At 62.2% G+C, this 17,163-nt stretch carries 16 protein-coding genes; 14 read left to right on the top strand and 2 right to left on the bottom strand.

Going from position 1 to position 17,163, the window contains the following annotated elements; translation table 11 throughout:
* Position 1 precedes the first annotated feature (1 nt).
* A complete protein-coding gene (locus ACCD03_RS02380; protein WP_045204265.1) occupies positions 2-829 on the top strand; it encodes a peptidoglycan DD-metalloendopeptidase family protein in 828 nt (275 codons plus the stop codon).
* Between the two features lie 8 nt (positions 830-837).
* Positions 838-1,974, top strand: a complete 1,137-nt coding sequence (rpoS, locus tag ACCD03_RS02375) for an RNA polymerase sigma factor RpoS (RefSeq protein WP_045204264.1) — start codon at positions 838-840, stop codon at positions 1,972-1,974.
* A gap of 30 nt (positions 1,975-2,004) precedes the next feature.
* Here rpoS and ACCD03_RS02370 read toward each other — a convergent pair whose 3' ends face one another.
* Positions 2,005-2,868 carry an endonuclease/exonuclease/phosphatase family protein gene (locus ACCD03_RS02370; protein WP_413410704.1) on the bottom strand — a complete coding sequence of 288 codons (864 nt, stop codon included), beginning with the start codon at positions 2,866-2,868 and terminating at the stop codon, positions 2,005-2,007.
* Positions 2,869-3,028: 160 nt separating this feature from the next.
* On the opposite strand from ACCD03_RS02370, the gene rlmD reads away from it, so the two are divergent.
* Positions 3,029-4,381 carry a 23S rRNA (uracil(1939)-C(5))-methyltransferase RlmD gene (gene rlmD, locus ACCD03_RS02365; protein WP_413410887.1) on the top strand — a complete coding sequence of 451 codons (1,353 nt, stop codon included), beginning with the start codon at positions 3,029-3,031 and terminating at the stop codon, positions 4,379-4,381.
* Between the two features lie 102 nt (positions 4,382-4,483).
* On the opposite strand, the gene ACCD03_RS02360 is transcribed toward rlmD, so the two are convergent.
* On the bottom strand, positions 4,484-5,185 hold the full coding sequence (locus ACCD03_RS02360) for a Bax inhibitor-1/YccA family protein (RefSeq protein ID WP_024975969.1): 702 nt from the start codon (positions 5,183-5,185) through the stop codon (positions 4,484-4,486).
* 368 nt (positions 5,186-5,553) lie between these two features.
* On the opposite strand from ACCD03_RS02360, the gene ndk reads away from it, so the two are divergent.
* The 11 genes from ndk (at position 5,554) to hflX (ending at position 17,132) form a co-directional block, all read left to right on the top strand.
* Positions 5,554-5,979, top strand: a complete 426-nt coding sequence (gene ndk / locus ACCD03_RS02355) for a nucleoside-diphosphate kinase (protein WP_045204261.1) — start codon at positions 5,554-5,556, stop codon at positions 5,977-5,979.
* 43 nt (positions 5,980-6,022) lie between these two features.
* Positions 6,023-7,174 (top strand): 23S rRNA (adenine(2503)-C(2))-methyltransferase RlmN, encoded by a 1,152-nt coding sequence (rlmN, locus tag ACCD03_RS02350; protein ID WP_092971462.1) that lies wholly within the window; start codon positions 6,023-6,025, stop codon positions 7,172-7,174.
* Entirely contained in the window at positions 7,171-7,968 is a 798-nt protein-coding gene (gene pilW, locus ACCD03_RS02345; protein WP_045204259.1) for a type IV pilus biogenesis/stability protein PilW, read from the top strand. Before rlmN ends, pilW begins: the two co-directional genes overlap by 4 nt.
* Positions 7,961-9,043 carry a RodZ domain-containing protein gene (locus tag ACCD03_RS02340; protein ID WP_413410703.1) on the top strand — a complete coding sequence of 361 codons (1,083 nt, stop codon included), beginning with the start codon at positions 7,961-7,963 and terminating at the stop codon, positions 9,041-9,043. The genes pilW and ACCD03_RS02340 overlap by 8 nt, the downstream gene beginning before the upstream one ends.
* Positions 9,044-9,093: 50 nt before the next feature.
* Positions 9,094-10,380 (top strand): flavodoxin-dependent (E)-4-hydroxy-3-methylbut-2-enyl-diphosphate synthase, encoded by a 1,287-nt coding sequence (gene ispG / locus ACCD03_RS02335; protein ID WP_413410702.1) that lies wholly within the window; start codon positions 9,094-9,096, stop codon positions 10,378-10,380.
* Positions 10,381-10,476: 96 nt separating this feature from the next.
* Positions 10,477-11,799: a histidine--tRNA ligase gene (gene hisS, locus ACCD03_RS02330; RefSeq protein ID WP_413410701.1), complete on the top strand. Its 1,323-nt coding sequence runs from the start codon at positions 10,477-10,479 to the stop codon at positions 11,797-11,799.
* A 64-nt stretch (positions 11,800-11,863) separates the two neighbouring features.
* Positions 11,864-12,499: a YfgM family protein gene (locus ACCD03_RS02325; protein ID WP_045204255.1), complete on the top strand. Its 636-nt coding sequence runs from the start codon at positions 11,864-11,866 to the stop codon at positions 12,497-12,499.
* A 48-nt stretch (positions 12,500-12,547) separates the two neighbouring features.
* Positions 12,548-13,726 carry an outer membrane protein assembly factor BamB gene (gene bamB / locus ACCD03_RS02320; protein WP_045204254.1) on the top strand — a complete coding sequence of 393 codons (1,179 nt, stop codon included), beginning with the start codon at positions 12,548-12,550 and terminating at the stop codon, positions 13,724-13,726.
* A gap of 195 nt (positions 13,727-13,921) precedes the next feature.
* Positions 13,922-15,265 (top strand): ribosome biogenesis GTPase Der, encoded by a 1,344-nt coding sequence (gene der, locus ACCD03_RS02315; RefSeq protein ID WP_045204253.1) that lies wholly within the window; start codon positions 13,922-13,924, stop codon positions 15,263-15,265.
* A gap of 300 nt (positions 15,266-15,565) precedes the next feature.
* Positions 15,566-15,805, top strand: a complete 240-nt coding sequence (gene hfq / locus ACCD03_RS02310; protein ID WP_004626316.1) for an RNA chaperone Hfq — start codon at positions 15,566-15,568, stop codon at positions 15,803-15,805.
* Between the two features lie 73 nt (positions 15,806-15,878).
* Entirely contained in the window at positions 15,879-17,132 is a 1,254-nt protein-coding gene (hflX, locus tag ACCD03_RS02305; RefSeq protein WP_045204252.1) for a GTPase HflX, read from the top strand.
* Positions 17,133-17,163: the final 31 nt, after the last annotated feature.

Here is a 17,163-nt window from a genome sequence, read left to right as displayed (position 1 = left end):
CATGTTCATTTCCCGGAGCTCCATGAACCGTCCAAGCCCCGCACGCGCAGGCCGGCTCGCCGTGGCGATGGTGTCGGCCGCACTACTGGCGGCTTGCGCATCCTCCGGCAACCAAGCCCCTGTTCTCGACCGCACCTCGCGTGCCGGCAGCGCTGGCACCGTGTCGCAGGAGCCGCCGCCCCCCGGCTACTATCGAGTCAAGCGTGGCGATACCTTGTACAGCATCGCCTTGCGTAACGGCCAGGCGCCGCGCGACCTGGTGGCCTGGAACAACATCGCCAATCCGAATCAGATCGAAGTCGATCAGCTGTTACGTGTCGTTCCTCCGAACGCGGATGTCAGCAGCACCGGAGCCGTGGTCACGCCGGTTCGCCCGGCCAATACGACTGCGCAGCCGGTCGAATCCACGCCGGTGACGCCGCCGCCCGCAGCGTCGTCCAGTGCTCCTGCCGGGGCAAGCGACGGCGCAATCTCGCTTGCCTGGCCGGCACGCGGATCGCTCATCAACCGGTTCGATGACAAGAGCAACAAGGGCATCGACATTGGCGGCAAACGCGGTGACGCGGTGGTCGCTGCCGACGACGGAAAAGTGATCCACGTTGGACCCTTGCGTGGGTACGGGAATCTTGTCATCATCAAACACAACGACACGTTCCTGACCGCCTACGGCAACAACGATAAGGTTCTGGTCACCGAGCAATCCACGGTCAAGAAAGGGCAGAAGATCGCCGAAATGGGCAGTACCGATGCGGATCGCGTGAAGCTTCATTTTGAAGTGCGCCGCAACGGTAAGCCGGTCGATCCGATGCGCTACTTGCCGCCTCAATAGAGGAATGCATGCCGCGCCAGAAAGCCGCCACGCCCGTCAACCCCGCCGATGACAACATCGACGCTGCTGTAGAGGGCCAGCGCACCCCGAATGGGCGCGCGGGACGGCGTGCGCGCGGCGAGGCACAGCCCCCTGCTGAAGAGATCGAAGTCGTCGACGCGCTTGTCGACGACCTGCCTGCTTCCGATTCCGCCGAGCTCAACGACACGTCGGACAGTGCCGACGAGCCCGATGAAGAAGAGGAAGAGGGTGAAGAGGCCGAGGAAGCTGCACCCGAGGAAGATTTCCGCAAGGTGCTGCAGGCCGAGCTGGCTGCCGACACCGTTCAGCACTATCTCAATCGCATCAGCATTAAGCCGCTTCTGACGCCGGCCGAAGAACTGCATTTCTCGACGTTGGCCAAGGCGGGCGAGTTTGCCGCGCGCCAAGTCATGATCGAGCGCAATCTCCGCTTGGTCGTGAGCATTGCCAAGGGCTATCTGAATCGCGGTGTGCCGCTGCTCGATCTGATCGAAGAGGGCAATCTGGGTCTGATGCATGCGATCGAAAAGTTCGATCCGGAACGCGGATTCCGCTTCTCCACGTATGCAACGTGGTGGATTCGCCAGAGCATCGAGCGCGCGATCATGAATCAGGCGCGCACAGTTCGTTTGCCGGTGCACGTAATTCGCGAGCTCAACCAGGTGCTGCGCGCCAAGCGTCATCTGGAAAAGAGTGGCGTGGATGGCCGCGACGCAAGCCTCGAAGACATCGCTCACCTGCTCGGCAAGACCACGGAGGAAGTGCAGGACGTGCTCTCGCTCAACGAGCACACGACTTCGCTGGATACGCCGTTCGATCTTGATCCGGGTACGAGCCTGCTTGATTTCCTGTCGGACGAGCATGGTGCCTCGCCCGATCAGGAGGTGGCACATCGCGAGCTGTCACTCTTGATGAAGTCGTGGCTCGCGCGCTTGTCCGACAAGCACCGCTATGTGGTTGAGCGCCGCTTTGGCCTTAACTACATCGAGCCTGCCACGCTGGAAGAACTGGCTGCTGAGATGGGTTTGACGCGTGAACGCGTGCGTCAGATTCAACAGGAGGCGCTGGTCAAGCTCAAGCGTCATTTCGCCTCGCAGGGCGTGCGCAAGGACGCGGTGCTGTAAAGCGCCGTAGCCCCTCTTTCTCCTCTGTTTTCAGTCGTTCAGCAGCTCCAGTAGCATCGGTTGATGATCCGATGCCTGCGTGGCGCTGTCGACTTCTAGGCGCACCACGCGCCGCTTCAATGGCTCGCTGATCAGCACGAAATCGCACGCGTAGGCCGGTTCGGTCCAGCCGGCGCGGTCGTGCACACCGAAAGTCGGTGGCTGCGGCGTCGTGCCGTGTGCAATCTCCCATGCATCATGCAAAGCGGGTTCGCGAGTAAATGGCACGGTGGCCAAGCGCTTGGGCGTGGAATCTGGCTTGCAGTTGAAATCGCCGCAGACGATGGTTGCCGTGGTCTGCGCTAGCGGGCGGAAAGGGCCAGTTTCGGGCTCGGTGCCAAGCACGGATGGTTGGTCCGTACGCGCGCAACCTTCCGTGTGGATGGCTCGCAGTGCGTCGATTTGCGCCACACGTTGAATCTCCGAGTAGTACTCCAGATGCGTGGTGACGACGCGCAACGCGCCAAACGGCGCCTGCACGACCGCCTCAATGACCATGCGCGGCATGTACGGCGTAGCATCGGGCGGACTGGGCAATGCGTGGCGCCGGATGTAATGCACGGGCAGGCGCGTGGCAATGGCGTTGCCGAAGCGCTGCGCATGCGCGCCGTTGTGGCGCTCCAGCGCGAATCCAGTGATGACGGTGTACTCACTGCCAAGCGCGTCGGCGAGCTCGCTCCATTGGTCGATGCTCGGTCGGCCCGGCAGATCGCTGAAGCCGGAGGTGACTTCCTGCAGGCACAACACGTCGAATTCAGCCATCGCACGGGCTTGCGAGAGTTGGCGCTCGAGGCTGACGTGCCCGTCGGCGCCACGGCCCCACTGGATATTCCACGTCAGGATGACGGTGCCCATGCTGGTCCTCCGGTGTCTTACAATGCCGCCCTTGTCCTCATTTTGCCCAGGCTCGCTCGTGTCTCAAGCTGCACCCAACGTCACGCCTTCCTCTTCCGTTCCAGCAACGGTCGCGCCGGACACGCCGCCGGCCAAAACCCGTGGGCGCCGTAAGCCCGAGATGCCCGTGGCGGGCCCATTGGACATCGTCTCGCTCGATGGCGAAGCGCGGGGCATTGGGCGTTTGGTGAACGAGGATGGCACGCCGGGAAAGGTTGTCTTCGTGGAAGGCGCATTGCCGGGCGAGCGGGTGATGTACCGCAGTCACCGCGTCAAGTCGTCGTACGAACAGGCGAGTGTCGTGAACATTCTGCGCCAGTCCGCTTCGCGCGTGACGCCGCGGTGCAAGTTTTTCGGGGTGTGCGGTGGCTGCTCGATGCAGCATCTGGATTCGCGCGCGCAGGTTGCGATCAAGCAGCGTGTGCTGGAGGACGATCTGGGGCATTTGGCCAAGCTGCGTCCGGACGTGGTATTCCGACCCATTGCCGGCCCAGATTGGGGCTACCGCTATCGCGCGCGTTTGACTGTGCGCCATGTTGCGGCCAAAGGTGGCGTGCTGGTGGGTTTTCACGAGCGCAAAAGCAGCTATGTGGCCGACATGACGTCGTGTGAGGTGTTGCCGCCGCACGTGTCCGCGCTGCTGGTGCCGTTGCGCGAGTTGGTGGGGCGCCTGTCGATCGTGCAGCGTATGCCGCAGATCGAGCTGGCGGTCGGCCAGGATGTGACCGCGCTGGTGTTGCGTAACCTAGAGCCAATCACCGCTGAAGATGAGGCGGAACTGCGCGCTTTCGCCGATCATCACAACGTTCAGTTCTGGCTGCAGCCCAAGGGGCCGGATACGGTCTATCCGTTCCATCCGCTCGATCGTACGCTGACGTACACGCTGCCCGAGTTCGGCATCACCATGCCGTTCAAGCCGACGGATTTCACGCAGGTCAATCACCAGATCAACCGGGCGCTGATGTCGCGGGCGCTGAAACTGCTCGACGCGCAACCGGGTGATCGGCTGCTCGACCTGTTCTGCGGTATCGGCAACTTCACGCTGCCAATGGCTACACGTGCCCGCGAGGTTATGGGGATCGAAGGCAGCGAGGCGCTGACGACGCGTGCCCTGGCCAACGCCCAGTACAACGGCTTGGACGCGAAGACAACATTCGCTTGCCGCAATCTGTTCGAAGTGACGGCTGATGATATTGCCGCGCTGGGCAAGTTTGATCGTTGGCTGATCGATCCGCCGCGCGAAGGGGCATTGGCTGTGTCCAAGGCGCTGGCTGAGCTGTCTCAGCGTGGCGGTGAGGCGGCCGATTTGCTGCCGAAGCGCATCGTCTACGTGTCATGCAATCCGGCGACGCTAGCGCGCGACGCGGGTTTGCTTGTGCATGAAGCCGGCTACAGGCTGGCGGGTGCGGGCGTAGTGAACATGTTCCCGCACACGTCGCATGTGGAATCGATGGCGGTATTCGAGCGCGTCTGATCGCTCATCACGTAGTCTTGCGTGCAACAAAAAACCGGCGCACCAAGCGCCGGTTTTTTGTTGCTCCGCGATATTGCTAGCGCGTTGCGGGCCAAATTTGGCTCAGTTGCGATTCCCGCCGAAGATGCCCAGGATCGCCAGCAGGTTCGTGAAGATGTTGTAGACGTCCAGATAGATCGCCAGGGTGGCGGTCACGTAGTTGGTCTCGCCGCCGTTCACGATACGCTGCACGTCGAACAGGATGTAAGCGGAGAAGATCGCGATGGCCAGCACCGAGATTGTCAGCATCATCGCCGGCAGTTGCAGCCAGATATTGGCCACCGAGCCCACGATCAGCACCAGCACGCCCATGAACAGCCATTTGCCCAGGCCCGAGAAATCACGCTTGCTGACCGTGGCGACCGTCGCCATCACGCCGAAGATGATCGCTGTCCCGCCGAACGCTGTCATGATGAGCGACGCGCCGTTCGAGAAGCCCAGGATCATGCCGATCAGCCGCGACAGCATCAGCCCCATGAAGAACGTGAAGCCGAGCAGCAGGGCCACGCCCAAGCCGCTGTTCTTGAAGCGCTCAATGGCGTAGAAAAAGCCAAAGGCCACTGCCATGAAGATGACGAACCCCATTAGTGGGTTGCGTCCCATCAGGTTGAAGCCGGTAGCGACACCGATCCAGGCACCAAGGATGGTGGGGATCATGGAAAGCGCGAGCAGCCAATAGGTATTGCGCAGCACGCGGTTGCGGACGGCCAACGCGCCGGCGGTGCCGGAAGCGCCAAAACCGTACGTGTTGAGTTGGTTGTCCATGCGAACTCCTTGGGGTGAATGACATTGCAGACAATGCGACGACACAGCGAATGTGGCATCCGAAGCCGGCTTTTGCAAGCCGCATCGTCCTTACTTGGAGAGTCAGCATGCCACGCGGTTCCGGTCGCTGGCGGACAATCGCGGCGGAAAATACCCTTCGCAGGTGACTTTTCGTGCGCCCAATAAGGGGATGCTAAGGCGCGTTCATCGAAAGGCAGCCTGTTCAGGGTGAAGTGATTGCTGCACCTCTTTTCTCTCTCGACATGCGTGGCATCGGGTTGCACCGCTTGACATCCAATCTGGCTCCCTCCCGTGTTAGAATCTAACGTTTATCTTTCACGTAACACCTTCATTTTTTGGAGTTTTTGATGGCGCTCGAACGCACTTTGTCGATTATCAAACCGGATGCCGTGGCCAAGAATGTTATCGGCCAGATCTACGCCCGCTTCGAAGGCGCAGGCCTGAAGGTCGTCGCGGCCAAGATGATCCACCTGTCGCGCGCAGAAGCCGAGCAGTTCTACGCCGTGCACAAGGAGCGCCCGTTCTTCAAGGATCTGGTGGACTTCATGATCTCGGGCCCCGTGATGGTGCAGGCGCTGGAAGGGGAAAACGCAATCGCCAAGAACCGTGACCTGATGGGTGCAACCGATCCGAAGAAGGCTGAGAAGGGCACGATCCGCGCCGACTTCGCCGACAGCATCGACGCCAACGCCGTGCACGGTTCGGACGCTGCTGAAACGGCTGCTGTGGAAGTCGCTTTCTTCTTCCCGGGCTTGAACATTTACAGCCGCTAAGCGTCAACACTAGACTGGGATTGGTGGTTTTGGGTTGCAAGTCATGAGCGATGTGGTGAATCTTCTCGATTTCGACGCACAAGGTCTTCTCGCGTACTGCGAGAGCCTGGGCGAGAAGTCGTTTCGCGCCAAGCAGTTGCAGCGCTGGATTCACCAGTCGGGCGCGTCCGACTTTGGCGAGATGACCGATCTCGCCAAGTCGCTGCGCGAAAAGCTCGCGACCCGCGCCAACATCCAGGCACCGGCGGTCATTACCGATCACCTCTCGTCGGACGGCACGCGTAAGTGGCTGGTCGACGTGGGGCAGGGCAATGCCGTCGAGACGGTCTACATCCCCGAAGAGACGCGTGGCACGTTGTGCGTATCGTCTCAGGCGGGGTGTGCCGTCAACTGCCGGTTCTGTTCAACCGGCAAGCAGGGTTTCTCCCGCAATCTCAGCACTGGCGAGATCATCGGTCAGCTGTGGATGGCCGAGTTCGCCATGCGCAAGCAGCTCGGTCGCGGCCCCAAGGACGACCGCGTCATCACCAACGTGGTGATGATGGGCATGGGCGAGCCACTGCTGAACTACGACGCCGTGGTGCCGGCGCTGGCTTTGATGCTGGATGACAACGCGTATGGCCTTTCGCGCCGGCGTGTAACGGTATCTACCTCCGGCGTAGTTCCCATGATGGACCGCCTCGCGCGCGATGTGCCCGTGGCGCTTGCTGTGTCGCTGCATGCGTCCAACGATGCGCTGCGTGACGTGCTCGTGCCGCTCAACAAGAAGTACCCGCTGGCCGAACTGATGGCTGCCTGTCGCCGCTATCTTGAATTCGCGCCGCGCGATTTCATCACCTTTGAATACTGCATGCTCGATGGGGTCAACGATACCGTCGAGCACGCCCGTGAACTGCTGCGCGTCGTGGCCGACGTGCCGTGCAAGTTCAATCTGATCCCGTTCAACCCGTTCCCGGAATCGGGGTTGAAGCGCTCGAACAATGAGCAGATCCGCCGCTTCTCACAAGTGTTGCTGGATGCCGGTATTGTCACGACCATCCGCAAGACGCGGGGCGACGATATCGATGCGGCCTGCGGTCAGCTCGCTGGCGAGGTCAAAGACCGTACGCGCTTGGCCGAGCGCGGCAAGTTCGGCAAGATCGTCGAGATCCCCGTGGTCGGGGCCGACTCAACTCACCGCATGGGTACCGCATGAAGCGTTGGTCGACTGCTGTCAGTCTGGTCTTCACGCTGGCAGCCGCCGGGTGCGCGTTGTCGCCGCCGGTCCAGACACAGACACGAGAAGTTACAACAGTACCCGATCAAAAGGCCGACGCCGGTCGCCGCGCCGCGATCCGATTGCAGCTCGCGACCCAATACTTGGAAGCTGGTCAGAATGCGACAGCGCTTGAGGAAATCAAGAACGCCATCGCGATCGATCCGAACGTCCCGAATGCGTATCACATCCGCGCGTTGGCCTATATGAATCTCGGTCAACGCGAACAGGCAGACGAGAGTTTCCGCAGCGCTCTGGCCGCGACACCGCAAGATGGTGACCTGCTGAACAACTACGGCTGGTTCCTGTGCTCGCAAGGCGGCAAGCCAGATCAAGGCATGACGATGCTGCGCCAGGCCATCGAGACGCCTGCTGCCGCCAGCCCGGCCAAGCCGTGGACGAACCTAGGCGTTTGCCAGATGCGTCAGGGCGATCTGGATGGCGCAGAGAAGAGCCTGACGCGCGCCACCTACATCGACGCAAACAATTTGCTGACCAACCTCACGTTGGCGCAGCTTTACTACAAACGCCGCGAATACGCGCGTGCCATGCCGTTTATCGAACGTGTGAATGGTCGTGGCAATGCGACGGCAGAAAGCCTGTGGCTGGGCGCTCGCATCGCGCGTCGCCTCGGTGACACTTCGCAGCAGAACGCATGGAGCGCGCAATTGCAGCGTCGCTTCCCCAATGCGCCCGAAGAGGCGGCATTCGAACGAGGAGCCTGGGATGACTGACCGCGACGTGGCAAGCGCTGCCGACTTCTCTCACGGCACTGCGCCTGCCTCGAATCCGCCTGCCGCCGCGTCGCCTGAGCGCGACGATGCGTTGCGTCAGATTGCCGAACGCCTGCGCGCCGGCCGTGAGCATCAGCGTCTGACGGTCGACGATCTGGCCACGCGCTTGAAAGTGGCACCGGGCAAGTTGTTGGCGGTGGAATCGGCGGATGTCAGTGCGTTGCCCGACATGACGTTTACCAAGGGCCTCATCCGCGCCTATGCGCGCGCTCTGCAGGTCGATGTCGATGATCAGCTCGCGCGTTTGAACGCGCGTGCGCAGGTCACCAACATCGGATTGCGCCCCGAAGGCGGCCTGGGTGAATCGTTTTCCGACAAGCCGAGCTTTGCCAAGCGTCGGAGCGGCAGTGGCCGCTGGCTGATCGGCGTGCTGATTGCGGTGATTGTGGCGGCCGGCGCGCTCGCTGGTATGGACCGTCTCAAGCAGTGGTTTGCCACGCAAACGGCAGCTACGCAGAACACAGAATCCACAGCAAAGGAAGCACCGGCAGCGGAGCAGACCGCGCCCGCGCAAGTGGCTCCAGCGGCTGAGCAGGCTCCGGCAGAAACGCCGGCCGCTTCGATGCCGACACCGTTGACGCCCGTTACGCCGGCCGCTCCGGCCTCCGGTGTGGTGACTGCGCCGCTGGCGCCCCCGCCTACGCTGCCGCGTTCGGACAACGGTGCCGCGCCGGCGCCCGCTGTAGCCGTTGCGGGCGCCAAGCCGGCTGTGATCAACGTCGACGCTCCGGTCTCCGCTCTGCCGACGGAAGCCCCCAAGCCGGCTGAATCGGGCGGCGGTACGGTCTCGGTACGCTTCTCCGGTTCGTCCTGGTACGAGATCAAGGACAGGACTGGGAAGACGCTTGCCAGTGGCATTTCCAAGGAAGGTGACGCACGTGATCTGACCGGTACGCCGCCATTCAAGGTCGTCTTCGGCAATGCGGAAGCAGTTGAATCGCTGGCCGTGGGCGGTGCCACCGTCGATCTTCAGAAGTACGCCCGCAATCGCGTGGCACGGGCTACGTTGCCCTGAACCGTTTTGTAAATGGCGCGGCGCTTGTGAGCGGCGCGCCTTGTCTGATCATGGAAATCACCACGCCTCTCGATTGCGCCCCAGCCTTGGTGGGCCCGTTGCCGCGCCGGAACTCGCGCGCGGCCGAGATCCGCTGGGGCGATCGCGTCGTGCATGTCGGCGGCGATGCGCCGGTCTGCGTGCAATCGATGACGAATACCGACACGTCGGACGCCATCGGTACCGCAATCCAGGTGAAGGAACTGGCGCGTGCCGGCTCTGAGTTGGTGCGCATCACAGTGGATACGCCGGCCGCCGCCGCTGCGGTGCCGGCCATCCGCGAGCAGCTCGACCGCATGGGTGTGGATGTGCCGCTGGTGGGGGATTTTCACTACAACGGTCACAAGTTGCTGCAGGACTATCCGGAGTGCGCGCAGGCGCTGTCCAAGTACCGCATCAACCCGGGCAACGTCGGGCAGGGTGCCAAGCGCGACACGCAGTTCGCGCAGATGATCGAGATCGCCTGCCGCTACGATAAGCCGGTGCGTATCGGCGTGAACTGGGGCAGCCTAGATCAGGATCTGCTCGCGCGCATCATGGACGAGAACGCACAGCGTGCAACTCCGTGGGATGCCCGGGCTGTGATGGTTGAGGCGTTGATTACCTCGGCGATCCAGTCTGCGCAGAAGGCTGAAGAACTGGGCTTGCCGGGCAGCCAGATCATCCTGTCGTGCAAGGTCTCGGCGGTGCAGGATTTGATTGCCGTTTACCGCGAGTTGGCGCGTCGCTGCAATTACGCGCTGCACCTGGGCCTGACCGAGGCCGGCATGGGTAGCAAGGGCATCGTCGCTTCCACGGCGGCGTTGTCGGTGCTGCTGCAGGAAGGCATCGGCGACACGATCCGCATTTCGCTCACGCCGGAGCCGGGTGCGCCGCGCGAGAAGGAAGTCATCGTCGCGCAAGAGATTCTGCAGACCATGGGCCTGCGCAATTTCACCCCCATGGTGATCGCGTGCCCGGGTTGCGGGCGCACGACCAGTACGGTGTTTCAGGAGCTGGCGGCGCGCATCCAGTCGTACCTGCGAGAGCAGATGCCGATGTGGAAGACGCAGTACCCCGGTGTCGAAGAGATGAACGTGGCCGTGATGGGCTGCATCGTCAACGGCCCCGGTGAGAGCAAGCACGCCAACATCGGCATTTCGCTGCCAGGCACAGGCGAATCGCCGGCGGCGCCGGTGTTCGTTGACGGCGTGAAGGTGAAAACGCTGCGCGGCGAGCGCATCACAGAAGAATTCCAGACGATCGTCGACGAGTACGTGCGCACGCATTACGGCGCACAGACCCCGGCGACGGTCTAATGCGGCACAGGCTTCGAAGCCCGAAGCCAGAGCAAGAAACGACCGGTCGGCCCCGCATTCAGGTAGATGCGAGAGGCAGGCTTTCAACGTGACATCATGAGCGATACACAAAAACAACGCGTGCAGAAGATCGCCGGCGTCAAAGGCATGAACGATCTGCTGCCCAGTGACGCCCCGCTGTGGGAGCACTTCGATAACGCCGTGCGCAGCATGCTGCGCGCCTATGGCTACCAGCAGATCCGCACGCCGATCGTCGAGCAGACGCAATTGTTTGTGCGTGGCATCGGCGAGGTGACGGACATTGTCGAGAAGGAGATGTACACCTTCACCGACGCATTGAACGGCGAACAGCTGACCATGCGCCCGGAAGGCACCGCTGCCGCCGTGCGCGCCGTGATTGAGCACAACTTGCTGTACGACGGCCCGAAGCGCCTGTGGTACACCGGCCCGATGTTCCGCCACGAGCGTCCGCAGCGCGGTCGCTATCGCCAGTTCCATCAGGTTGGCGTGGAAGCGCTTGGCTTTGCGGGCCCGGACATCGACGCAGAAGTCATCCTGATGTGCCAGCGCCTGTGGGACGATCTCGGCCTGGTCGGCCTGAAGCTGGAGCTGAACTCGCTCGGTCAGGCGGAAGAGCGCGCTGCGCATCGCGCCGATCTCATCAAATACCTGGAGGGTTTCCAGGACATTCTGGATGAGGACGGTAAGCGCCGCCTGTACACCAACCCGCTTCGCGTGCTCGACACGAAAAACCCGGCGCTGCAGGAGATGGCCGCCGGCGCGCCGAAGTTAATCGACTACTTGGGTGATGAATCGCGCGCGCACTTTGAAGGCGTGCAGAAGCTGCTCAAGGCGAACAACATTCCGTTCACCATCAACCCGCGTCTGGTGCGGGGGTTGGATTACTACAACCTCACCGTCTTCGAGTGGACGACGGACAAGCTGGGCGCGCAGGGAACCGTGGCCGGCGGCGGCCGCTATGACCCGCTGATCGAGCAGATCGGCGGCAAGTCTGCCCCTGCATGCGGCTGGGCGATGGGGGTAGAACGCATCATCGAACTGTTGCGTGAGGAAAAGCTCGAGCCCGAAGCGCAAGGCTGTGACGTCTACATCGTCCACCAGGGCGATGAGGCGCAGGTGCAGGCGCTGATCGCGGCAGAGCGACTGCGCGATGCCGGCCTCGATGTCATCCTTCACGCCTCGCCGGAAGGCCGCAACGGTAGCTTCAAGTCGCAGTTCAAGCGCGCTGACGCAAGTGGCGCATCCTATGCGGTTATCATTGGCGACGATGAAGTCACCCAAGGTGTTGCGCAGATCAAGCCGCTGCGTGGCGATCCCGCCGCGGATGCCCAGCAGACCGTGCCGTCGGACCAACTGGTCGACCGCCTGATCGATGCCATGGTGGCCAATAACGACTAACCGCGACAGTGCGTTCGGCAGCGAACCACCGCGATTCACTTCCAATATTCAAGCTCTGCAAAGCATGGCCTACGATCTCGAAGAACAGGAACAAATAGAGAGCCTTAAGCACTGGTGGCGTGATAACGGCAACGTGATTACGTGGATCGCCATCGTGGTGCTGCTGGCTGTGGCCGGTTGGTTCGGCTGGAAAAACTGGCAGCGCAAGCAGGCCGGCGAAGCGTCCGTGCTGTACGAGCAGGTGCAGAAGGCCGTTGATGGCAAGGATGCTGAGAAGATCAAGCGCGCCGCAACTGACATGGAGGACAAGTTTGGCGGTACGGCCTACGCGCAGATGAGCGCGCTGGCCGCTGCCAAGGCGCTGTACGAAGCCAACGATGCGGCTGGCGCCAAGGCGCAGTTGCAATGGACGGTTGATCATGCGCGCGACGATGAATACAAGGCGCTCGCCAAGCTGCGCCTGGCTGGACTTTTGCTCGACGAGAAAGCCTACGATCAGGGCATCGCGCTAGTCTCCGGCGACGTTGCGCCGGCGTTCGCCGCGCTGTACGCCGATCGTCGCGGTGATCTGCTGGCCGCGCAGAACAAGAACGAAGATGCCCGTGCAGCCTACAAGCTGGCGCTGGAAAAATTCGGTCCGGCCGATGCTTCGGCGCGCCAGATCGTGCAGTTCAAGCTGGATGCCCTGGGCGGCGCCTGATTGGCGCACCCCGTGCAATTCAACGCATAACAAAAGGATCCCGATTTCATGATTCACGCACTTGAGCAGGGTGGTGTCGCGCGCGGTGTTGCTCAGGCGGCACGCGTGGCAGTGCTGGCACTGGCAGCGACGGCTGTCCTTGGTGGTTGCTCGCTGTTCAGCAGCAAGAACAAGCATGAGCCGGCCAAACTGACGGAAGTTCAGCAAGTGCTGGCCGTGCGCCAGGTGTGGAGCGTGAGCGTCGGCAAGAGCGGCCGCTACGTGATGCAGCCGGCGGTGGCAGGCAACAACGTCTATGTGTCGGCCGCCGGCGGTACTGTGACCGCCCTGGATGGCGCCACCGGTCGCACGGTCTGGCAAGGCAAGGCGGACGTCGACCTGACCTCCGGCCCTGGCAGCGATGGCACGCTGACGGCGGTGGCAGGTGAGAAGGGCGCGGTCATCGCGTTCGACGAAAAGGGCGCGCAGAAGTGGAAGATCGCCGTCAACGGTGAAGTCCTGACGGCGCCGCTGGTGGGCCAAGGATTGGTGATCGTCCGTACGACCGATGGCCGCGTCATGGGTCTGGACCCCAGCAATGGCGAACGCAAATGGATTTACCAGCGTTCTCCGTCGGCGCTGAACCTGCGCAGCAGTCTGCCGATGATTTTTTCCGGCGATAACATCATCCTCGGATTTGCAGGTGGCAAGCTGGGCGCGCTGTCGGCCAGCAACGGCGCCTTGCGCTGGGAAGCTGCCGTGTCGTATCCGCGTGGGGTATCGGAAATCGAGCGCCTGAACGATGTGACCGGGGCGCCGTCGATCAACGGTTCGCAAGTCTGTGCAGCCAGCTTCCAAGGGCGCGTGGCGTGTTTCGATACGAGCACCGGCGCACCGCGCTGGGGTCGTGATTTCTCGTCGCCGACCGGTGTGACGCAAGATGATGACGGGCTGTTCGCCGCTGACGAGAAGTCGGTGGTCTACGGTTTTAACGCACAAAATGGCGCCGATCTCTGGAAGAACGACGCGCTGCTGTGGCGCGACCTCGGTACGCCGCTGGCATTTGGCCGTGCGGTCATCGTGGGCGATTCCGAAGGTTGGCTGCATTTCCTGTCGCGTGATGACGGCAAGTTCGTCGCCCGCGTGAAAACCGATAGCAGTGCCATTGGTGCAGCACCCGTGGTGGTTGGCCAGACGCTGGTCGTGCAAACCCGCGGTGGCGGTGTCTACGGCTATCTGCCGAAATAACATTGGCCGCCGCGGCCCGGATGGGCTGTGGCGGCACACGCATCACATCGGGGCGGCATCGCCGCCTTGGACTTGCGCCCGCGTACCCCGCGGGCGTCTTGCATCTGTGTCGTCAGGCATTCAGCCGTGCAGATGCCAACCGCAGTTGCAACACTCAGAATTTGCCGTGGCGCCTTTCGCGCGCGGCACACAAGCATGAAACCAGTCATTGCCCTCGTAGGGCGGCCGAATGTCGGCAAATCGACCCTCTTCAACCGTCTGACGCGCTCGCGTGACGCGTTGGTCGCTGATATCCCTGGCCTGACGCGCGATCGCCACTACGGCGAAGGCCGCGTGGGCGACCGTCCGTTCATTGCCATCGATACGGGCGGCTTCGAACCCGTCGCCAAGGACGGCATCGTTGCAGAGATGGCCAAGCAGACGCGTCAGGCCGTGGTCGAGGCCGATGTCGTGATCTTTATCGTCGATGGTCGTCTGGGGCTGGCACCTCAGGATCGTGTGATCGCCGACTACCTGCGCAAAACCGGGCGCCGTATCCTTTTGGCCGTCAACAAGGCTGAGGGCATGCGCTACACCGCCGTCGCCAGCGATTTCTACGAGCTTGGCCTGGGCGATCCGGCTGCCATCTCGGCCGCGCACGGTGATGGGGTCAATGATCTGGTGGCCGAGGCGCTCGACCTGGCGTTTGCCGAGCGCCCTGAACTTGCCGAGGCAGCGGACGCGCACGACCACGGCACCCGCATTGCCATCGTTGGCCGTCCGAACGTGGGCAAGTCGACGCTGGTGAACGCGCTCATCGGCGAAGAGCGCGTGATCGCGTTCGATATGCCGGGCACCACGCGCGATGCCATCTACGTGGATTTCGAGCGTAACGGCAAGCCTTACACGCTCATCGATACGGCCGGCTTGCGCAAGCGTGGCAAGGTGTTCGAGGCAATCGAGAAATTCTCGGTGGTGAAGACGCTGCAGTCGATTGCCGACGCTAACGTGGTTGTGCTGATCCTCGATGCGCAGCAGGACATTTCCGACCAGGATGCGCATATCGCCGGGTTCATCGTCGAGTCCGGGCGCGCGCTGGTGATTGGCGTGAACAAGTGGGATGGTCTGACCGGCCATGCTCGCGATCGAATCAAGCACGATATGGAGCGCAAGCTGCAGTTCCTGTCGTTTGCCAATGTGCATTACATCTCCGCCAAAGAGGGCACGGGCATTGGCGCGCTGATGAAGTCCGTTGATGCCGCTTACGCCGCCGCCATGGTCAAGCTGCCGACACCTAAGCTCACGCGCGTGCTCATGGAGGCAGTCGAGTATCAGCAGCCCCGTCGTGCCGGCGTCTCGCGTCCGAAGCTGCGCTACGCGCACCAAGGCGGTTCCAACCCGCCAATCGTGGTGATTCACGGCAACGCGCTGTCGAATATCCCCGAGACCTATCGCCGTTTCCTGGAGGGGCGTTTCCGCGAGGCCTTCCAACTGAAAGGTACGCCGCTTCGGATCGAATTTCGTACGAACAAAAACCCGTACGCTCAATCGAACGATTGAGCATCGCACGGGCGGTGCTCGACGGCGGGGGCGTGTGACGCGGGGACAGTCGAACGGGGGATCACCAAAAAGGCCGAGCCATTTCATATGGCGGGGTCATCGGTTTTCCGTTTGCTTTCCCTGATTTCTAAGGCTAAATTCTCGAGACATGGCGCTTGGTGTCTGCAAACCCAGGCGCCATTGGCGTCATTTGGACGCGTCTGGCCGACTCTTTTGACGAACTTTTTTTGCGTCGACTGCTTGAACCTGGGCTTCCTAGCCCCATAACCCACCACTAAACCTATAAATCTGGAGTGTGCCATGAGCAACAAAGGGCAATTGCTACAAGACCCGTTTCTGAATGCGCTGCGTAAGGAGCATGTGCCGGTGTCGATCTATCTCGTCAACGGTATCAAGCTGCAAGGCAACATCGAGTCGTTCGACCAATACGTCGTGCTCCTGCGTAATACCGTGACGCAAATGGTGTACAAGCATGCGATCTCCACCGTGGTGCCGGCCCGTGCCGTGAATTTCCGCGTGGACGAAGCGCCTGACGCCTGATTCTGCCTCGCTCCCGCCGCCGTCCGCGCGGCGGGACGCACCCACCCCGTTTTTCCTTTCTCTATTCCCCCGTTTGGCATCTCATCCCACCTCCAGCTCGGAGCCGACGCGCGCCATCTTGGTCGCTGTCGATTTCGGCAAACATGATTTCCAGGAAAGTCTGAGTGAACTGGCGCTGCTGGCCTCCACAGCTGGCTCTGAACCTGTGCGCGCGGTTACGGGCAAGCGTTCCCGGCCTGATGCAGCGCTGTTCATCGGCGCAGGCAAGGCCGAAGAGGTGAGGATTGCCGCAGACGAGGAAGACGCGGAAATCGTCATCTTCAACCATGCGCTGAGTCCTGCTCAGCAGCGTAACCTCGAGCGCTTTTTCGGGCGCCACGTGGTGGACCGGACCGGCCTCATCCTCGATATTTTCAGCCAGCGCGCGCAAAGCCACGTCGGCAAGGTGCAGGTGGAACTCGCTCGCGTGCGATATCAGGCGGCACGTCTGGTGCGGGCGTGGAGCCACTTGGAGCGCCAGAAAGGCGGGGTCGGCCTGCGCGGCGGCCCGGGCGAGCGTCAGCTCGAGCTGGACCGGCGGATGTTGGATGAACGCGCCAAGCGGCTATCGTCCGAGTTGGACAAACTGCAGCGTCAGCATGACACGCAGCGCCGTTCGCGCAGCCGCAACGACGCGTTTTCCGTCTCCCTGGTCGGCTATACCAACGCCGGCAAATCGACGCTGTTCAATGCGCTGACCAAGGCACGTGCGTACGCGGCCAACCAATTGTTCGCCACGTTGGATACGACGTCGCGCCGGCTGTACCTGGAAGGGCTGGGCAATGTGGTGCTGTCGGATACGGTCGGCTTCATCCGCGATTTGCCGACGCAACTGGTGGCTGCTTTCCGCGCCACGCTGGAAGAGACCGTCCACGCCGACGTGCTGCTGCATGTGGTGGACGCCGCCAGCACCGTCAAGCACGAGCAGATGGAGCAGGTGGATCGCGTGCTGGATGAAATCAACGCCAGCGGCATCCCGCAGATTCTGGTGATGAACAAGATCGACGCGGCGGAGGAGTTGCGTGCGGCTGGCCCGCGCATCGAGCGCGACGAAACCGGCGCCGTGCGGCGTGTGTTCGTTTCTGCCATTGAAGGTACCGGGCTTGATCTATTGCGCGAGGCGCTGGTCGAGACCGCGATCCGCCTGCGGGAGAACCCTGCGTCGCATGGCGGCGATTTCGATCCGCGTTTCGATACCCGCCGTGATTCGCTGCCGGCGCACCGTGACGAACTGTCGCAAAGCTTGCCGAACAGCGGTTCTTCAGCCAAAGGTGACGAAGAGGGCTGATAGAATGCCCCGTCACTCCTTCGCAGTCAGC

This window comes from Ralstonia sp. Ralssp135 (assembly GCF_047304345.1).
Taxonomy (GTDB): Bacteria; Pseudomonadota; Gammaproteobacteria; order Burkholderiales; family Burkholderiaceae; genus Ralstonia; species Ralstonia chuxiongensis.
Note: the sequence above shows the minus strand (reverse complement) of the source record. Positions and strands in the feature narration are given on the sequence as shown.

Excerpts from the sequence above, each read along its gene's own strand:
- ACCD03_RS02380 (WP_045204265.1), top strand. The coding sequence starts at position 2 with ATGTTCATTTCCCGGAGCTCCATGAACCGTCCAAGCCCCGCACGCGCA.
- rpoS (WP_045204264.1), top strand. The coding sequence starts at position 838 with ATGCCGCGCCAGAAAGCCGCCACGCCCGTCAACCCCGCCGATGACAAC.
- ACCD03_RS02370 (WP_413410704.1), bottom strand. The coding sequence starts at position 2,868 with ATGGGCACCGTCATCCTGACGTGGAATATCCAGTGGGGCCGTGGCGCC.
- rlmD (WP_413410887.1), top strand. The coding sequence starts at position 3,029 with ATGCCCGTGGCGGGCCCATTGGACATCGTCTCGCTCGATGGCGAAGCG.
- ACCD03_RS02360 (WP_024975969.1), bottom strand. The coding sequence starts at position 5,185 with ATGGACAACCAACTCAACACGTACGGTTTTGGCGCTTCCGGCACCGCC.
- ndk (WP_045204261.1), top strand. The coding sequence starts at position 5,554 with ATGGCGCTCGAACGCACTTTGTCGATTATCAAACCGGATGCCGTGGCC.
- rlmN (WP_092971462.1), top strand. The coding sequence starts at position 6,023 with ATGAGCGATGTGGTGAATCTTCTCGATTTCGACGCACAAGGTCTTCTC.
- pilW (WP_045204259.1), top strand. The coding sequence starts at position 7,171 with ATGAAGCGTTGGTCGACTGCTGTCAGTCTGGTCTTCACGCTGGCAGCC.
- ACCD03_RS02340 (WP_413410703.1), top strand. The coding sequence starts at position 7,961 with ATGACTGACCGCGACGTGGCAAGCGCTGCCGACTTCTCTCACGGCACT.
- ispG (WP_413410702.1), top strand. The coding sequence starts at position 9,094 with ATGGAAATCACCACGCCTCTCGATTGCGCCCCAGCCTTGGTGGGCCCG.
- hisS (WP_413410701.1), top strand. The coding sequence starts at position 10,477 with ATGAGCGATACACAAAAACAACGCGTGCAGAAGATCGCCGGCGTCAAA.
- ACCD03_RS02325 (WP_045204255.1), top strand. The coding sequence starts at position 11,864 with ATGGCCTACGATCTCGAAGAACAGGAACAAATAGAGAGCCTTAAGCAC.
- bamB (WP_045204254.1), top strand. The coding sequence starts at position 12,548 with ATGATTCACGCACTTGAGCAGGGTGGTGTCGCGCGCGGTGTTGCTCAG.
- der (WP_045204253.1), top strand. The coding sequence starts at position 13,922 with ATGAAACCAGTCATTGCCCTCGTAGGGCGGCCGAATGTCGGCAAATCG.
- hfq (WP_004626316.1), top strand. The coding sequence starts at position 15,566 with ATGAGCAACAAAGGGCAATTGCTACAAGACCCGTTTCTGAATGCGCTG.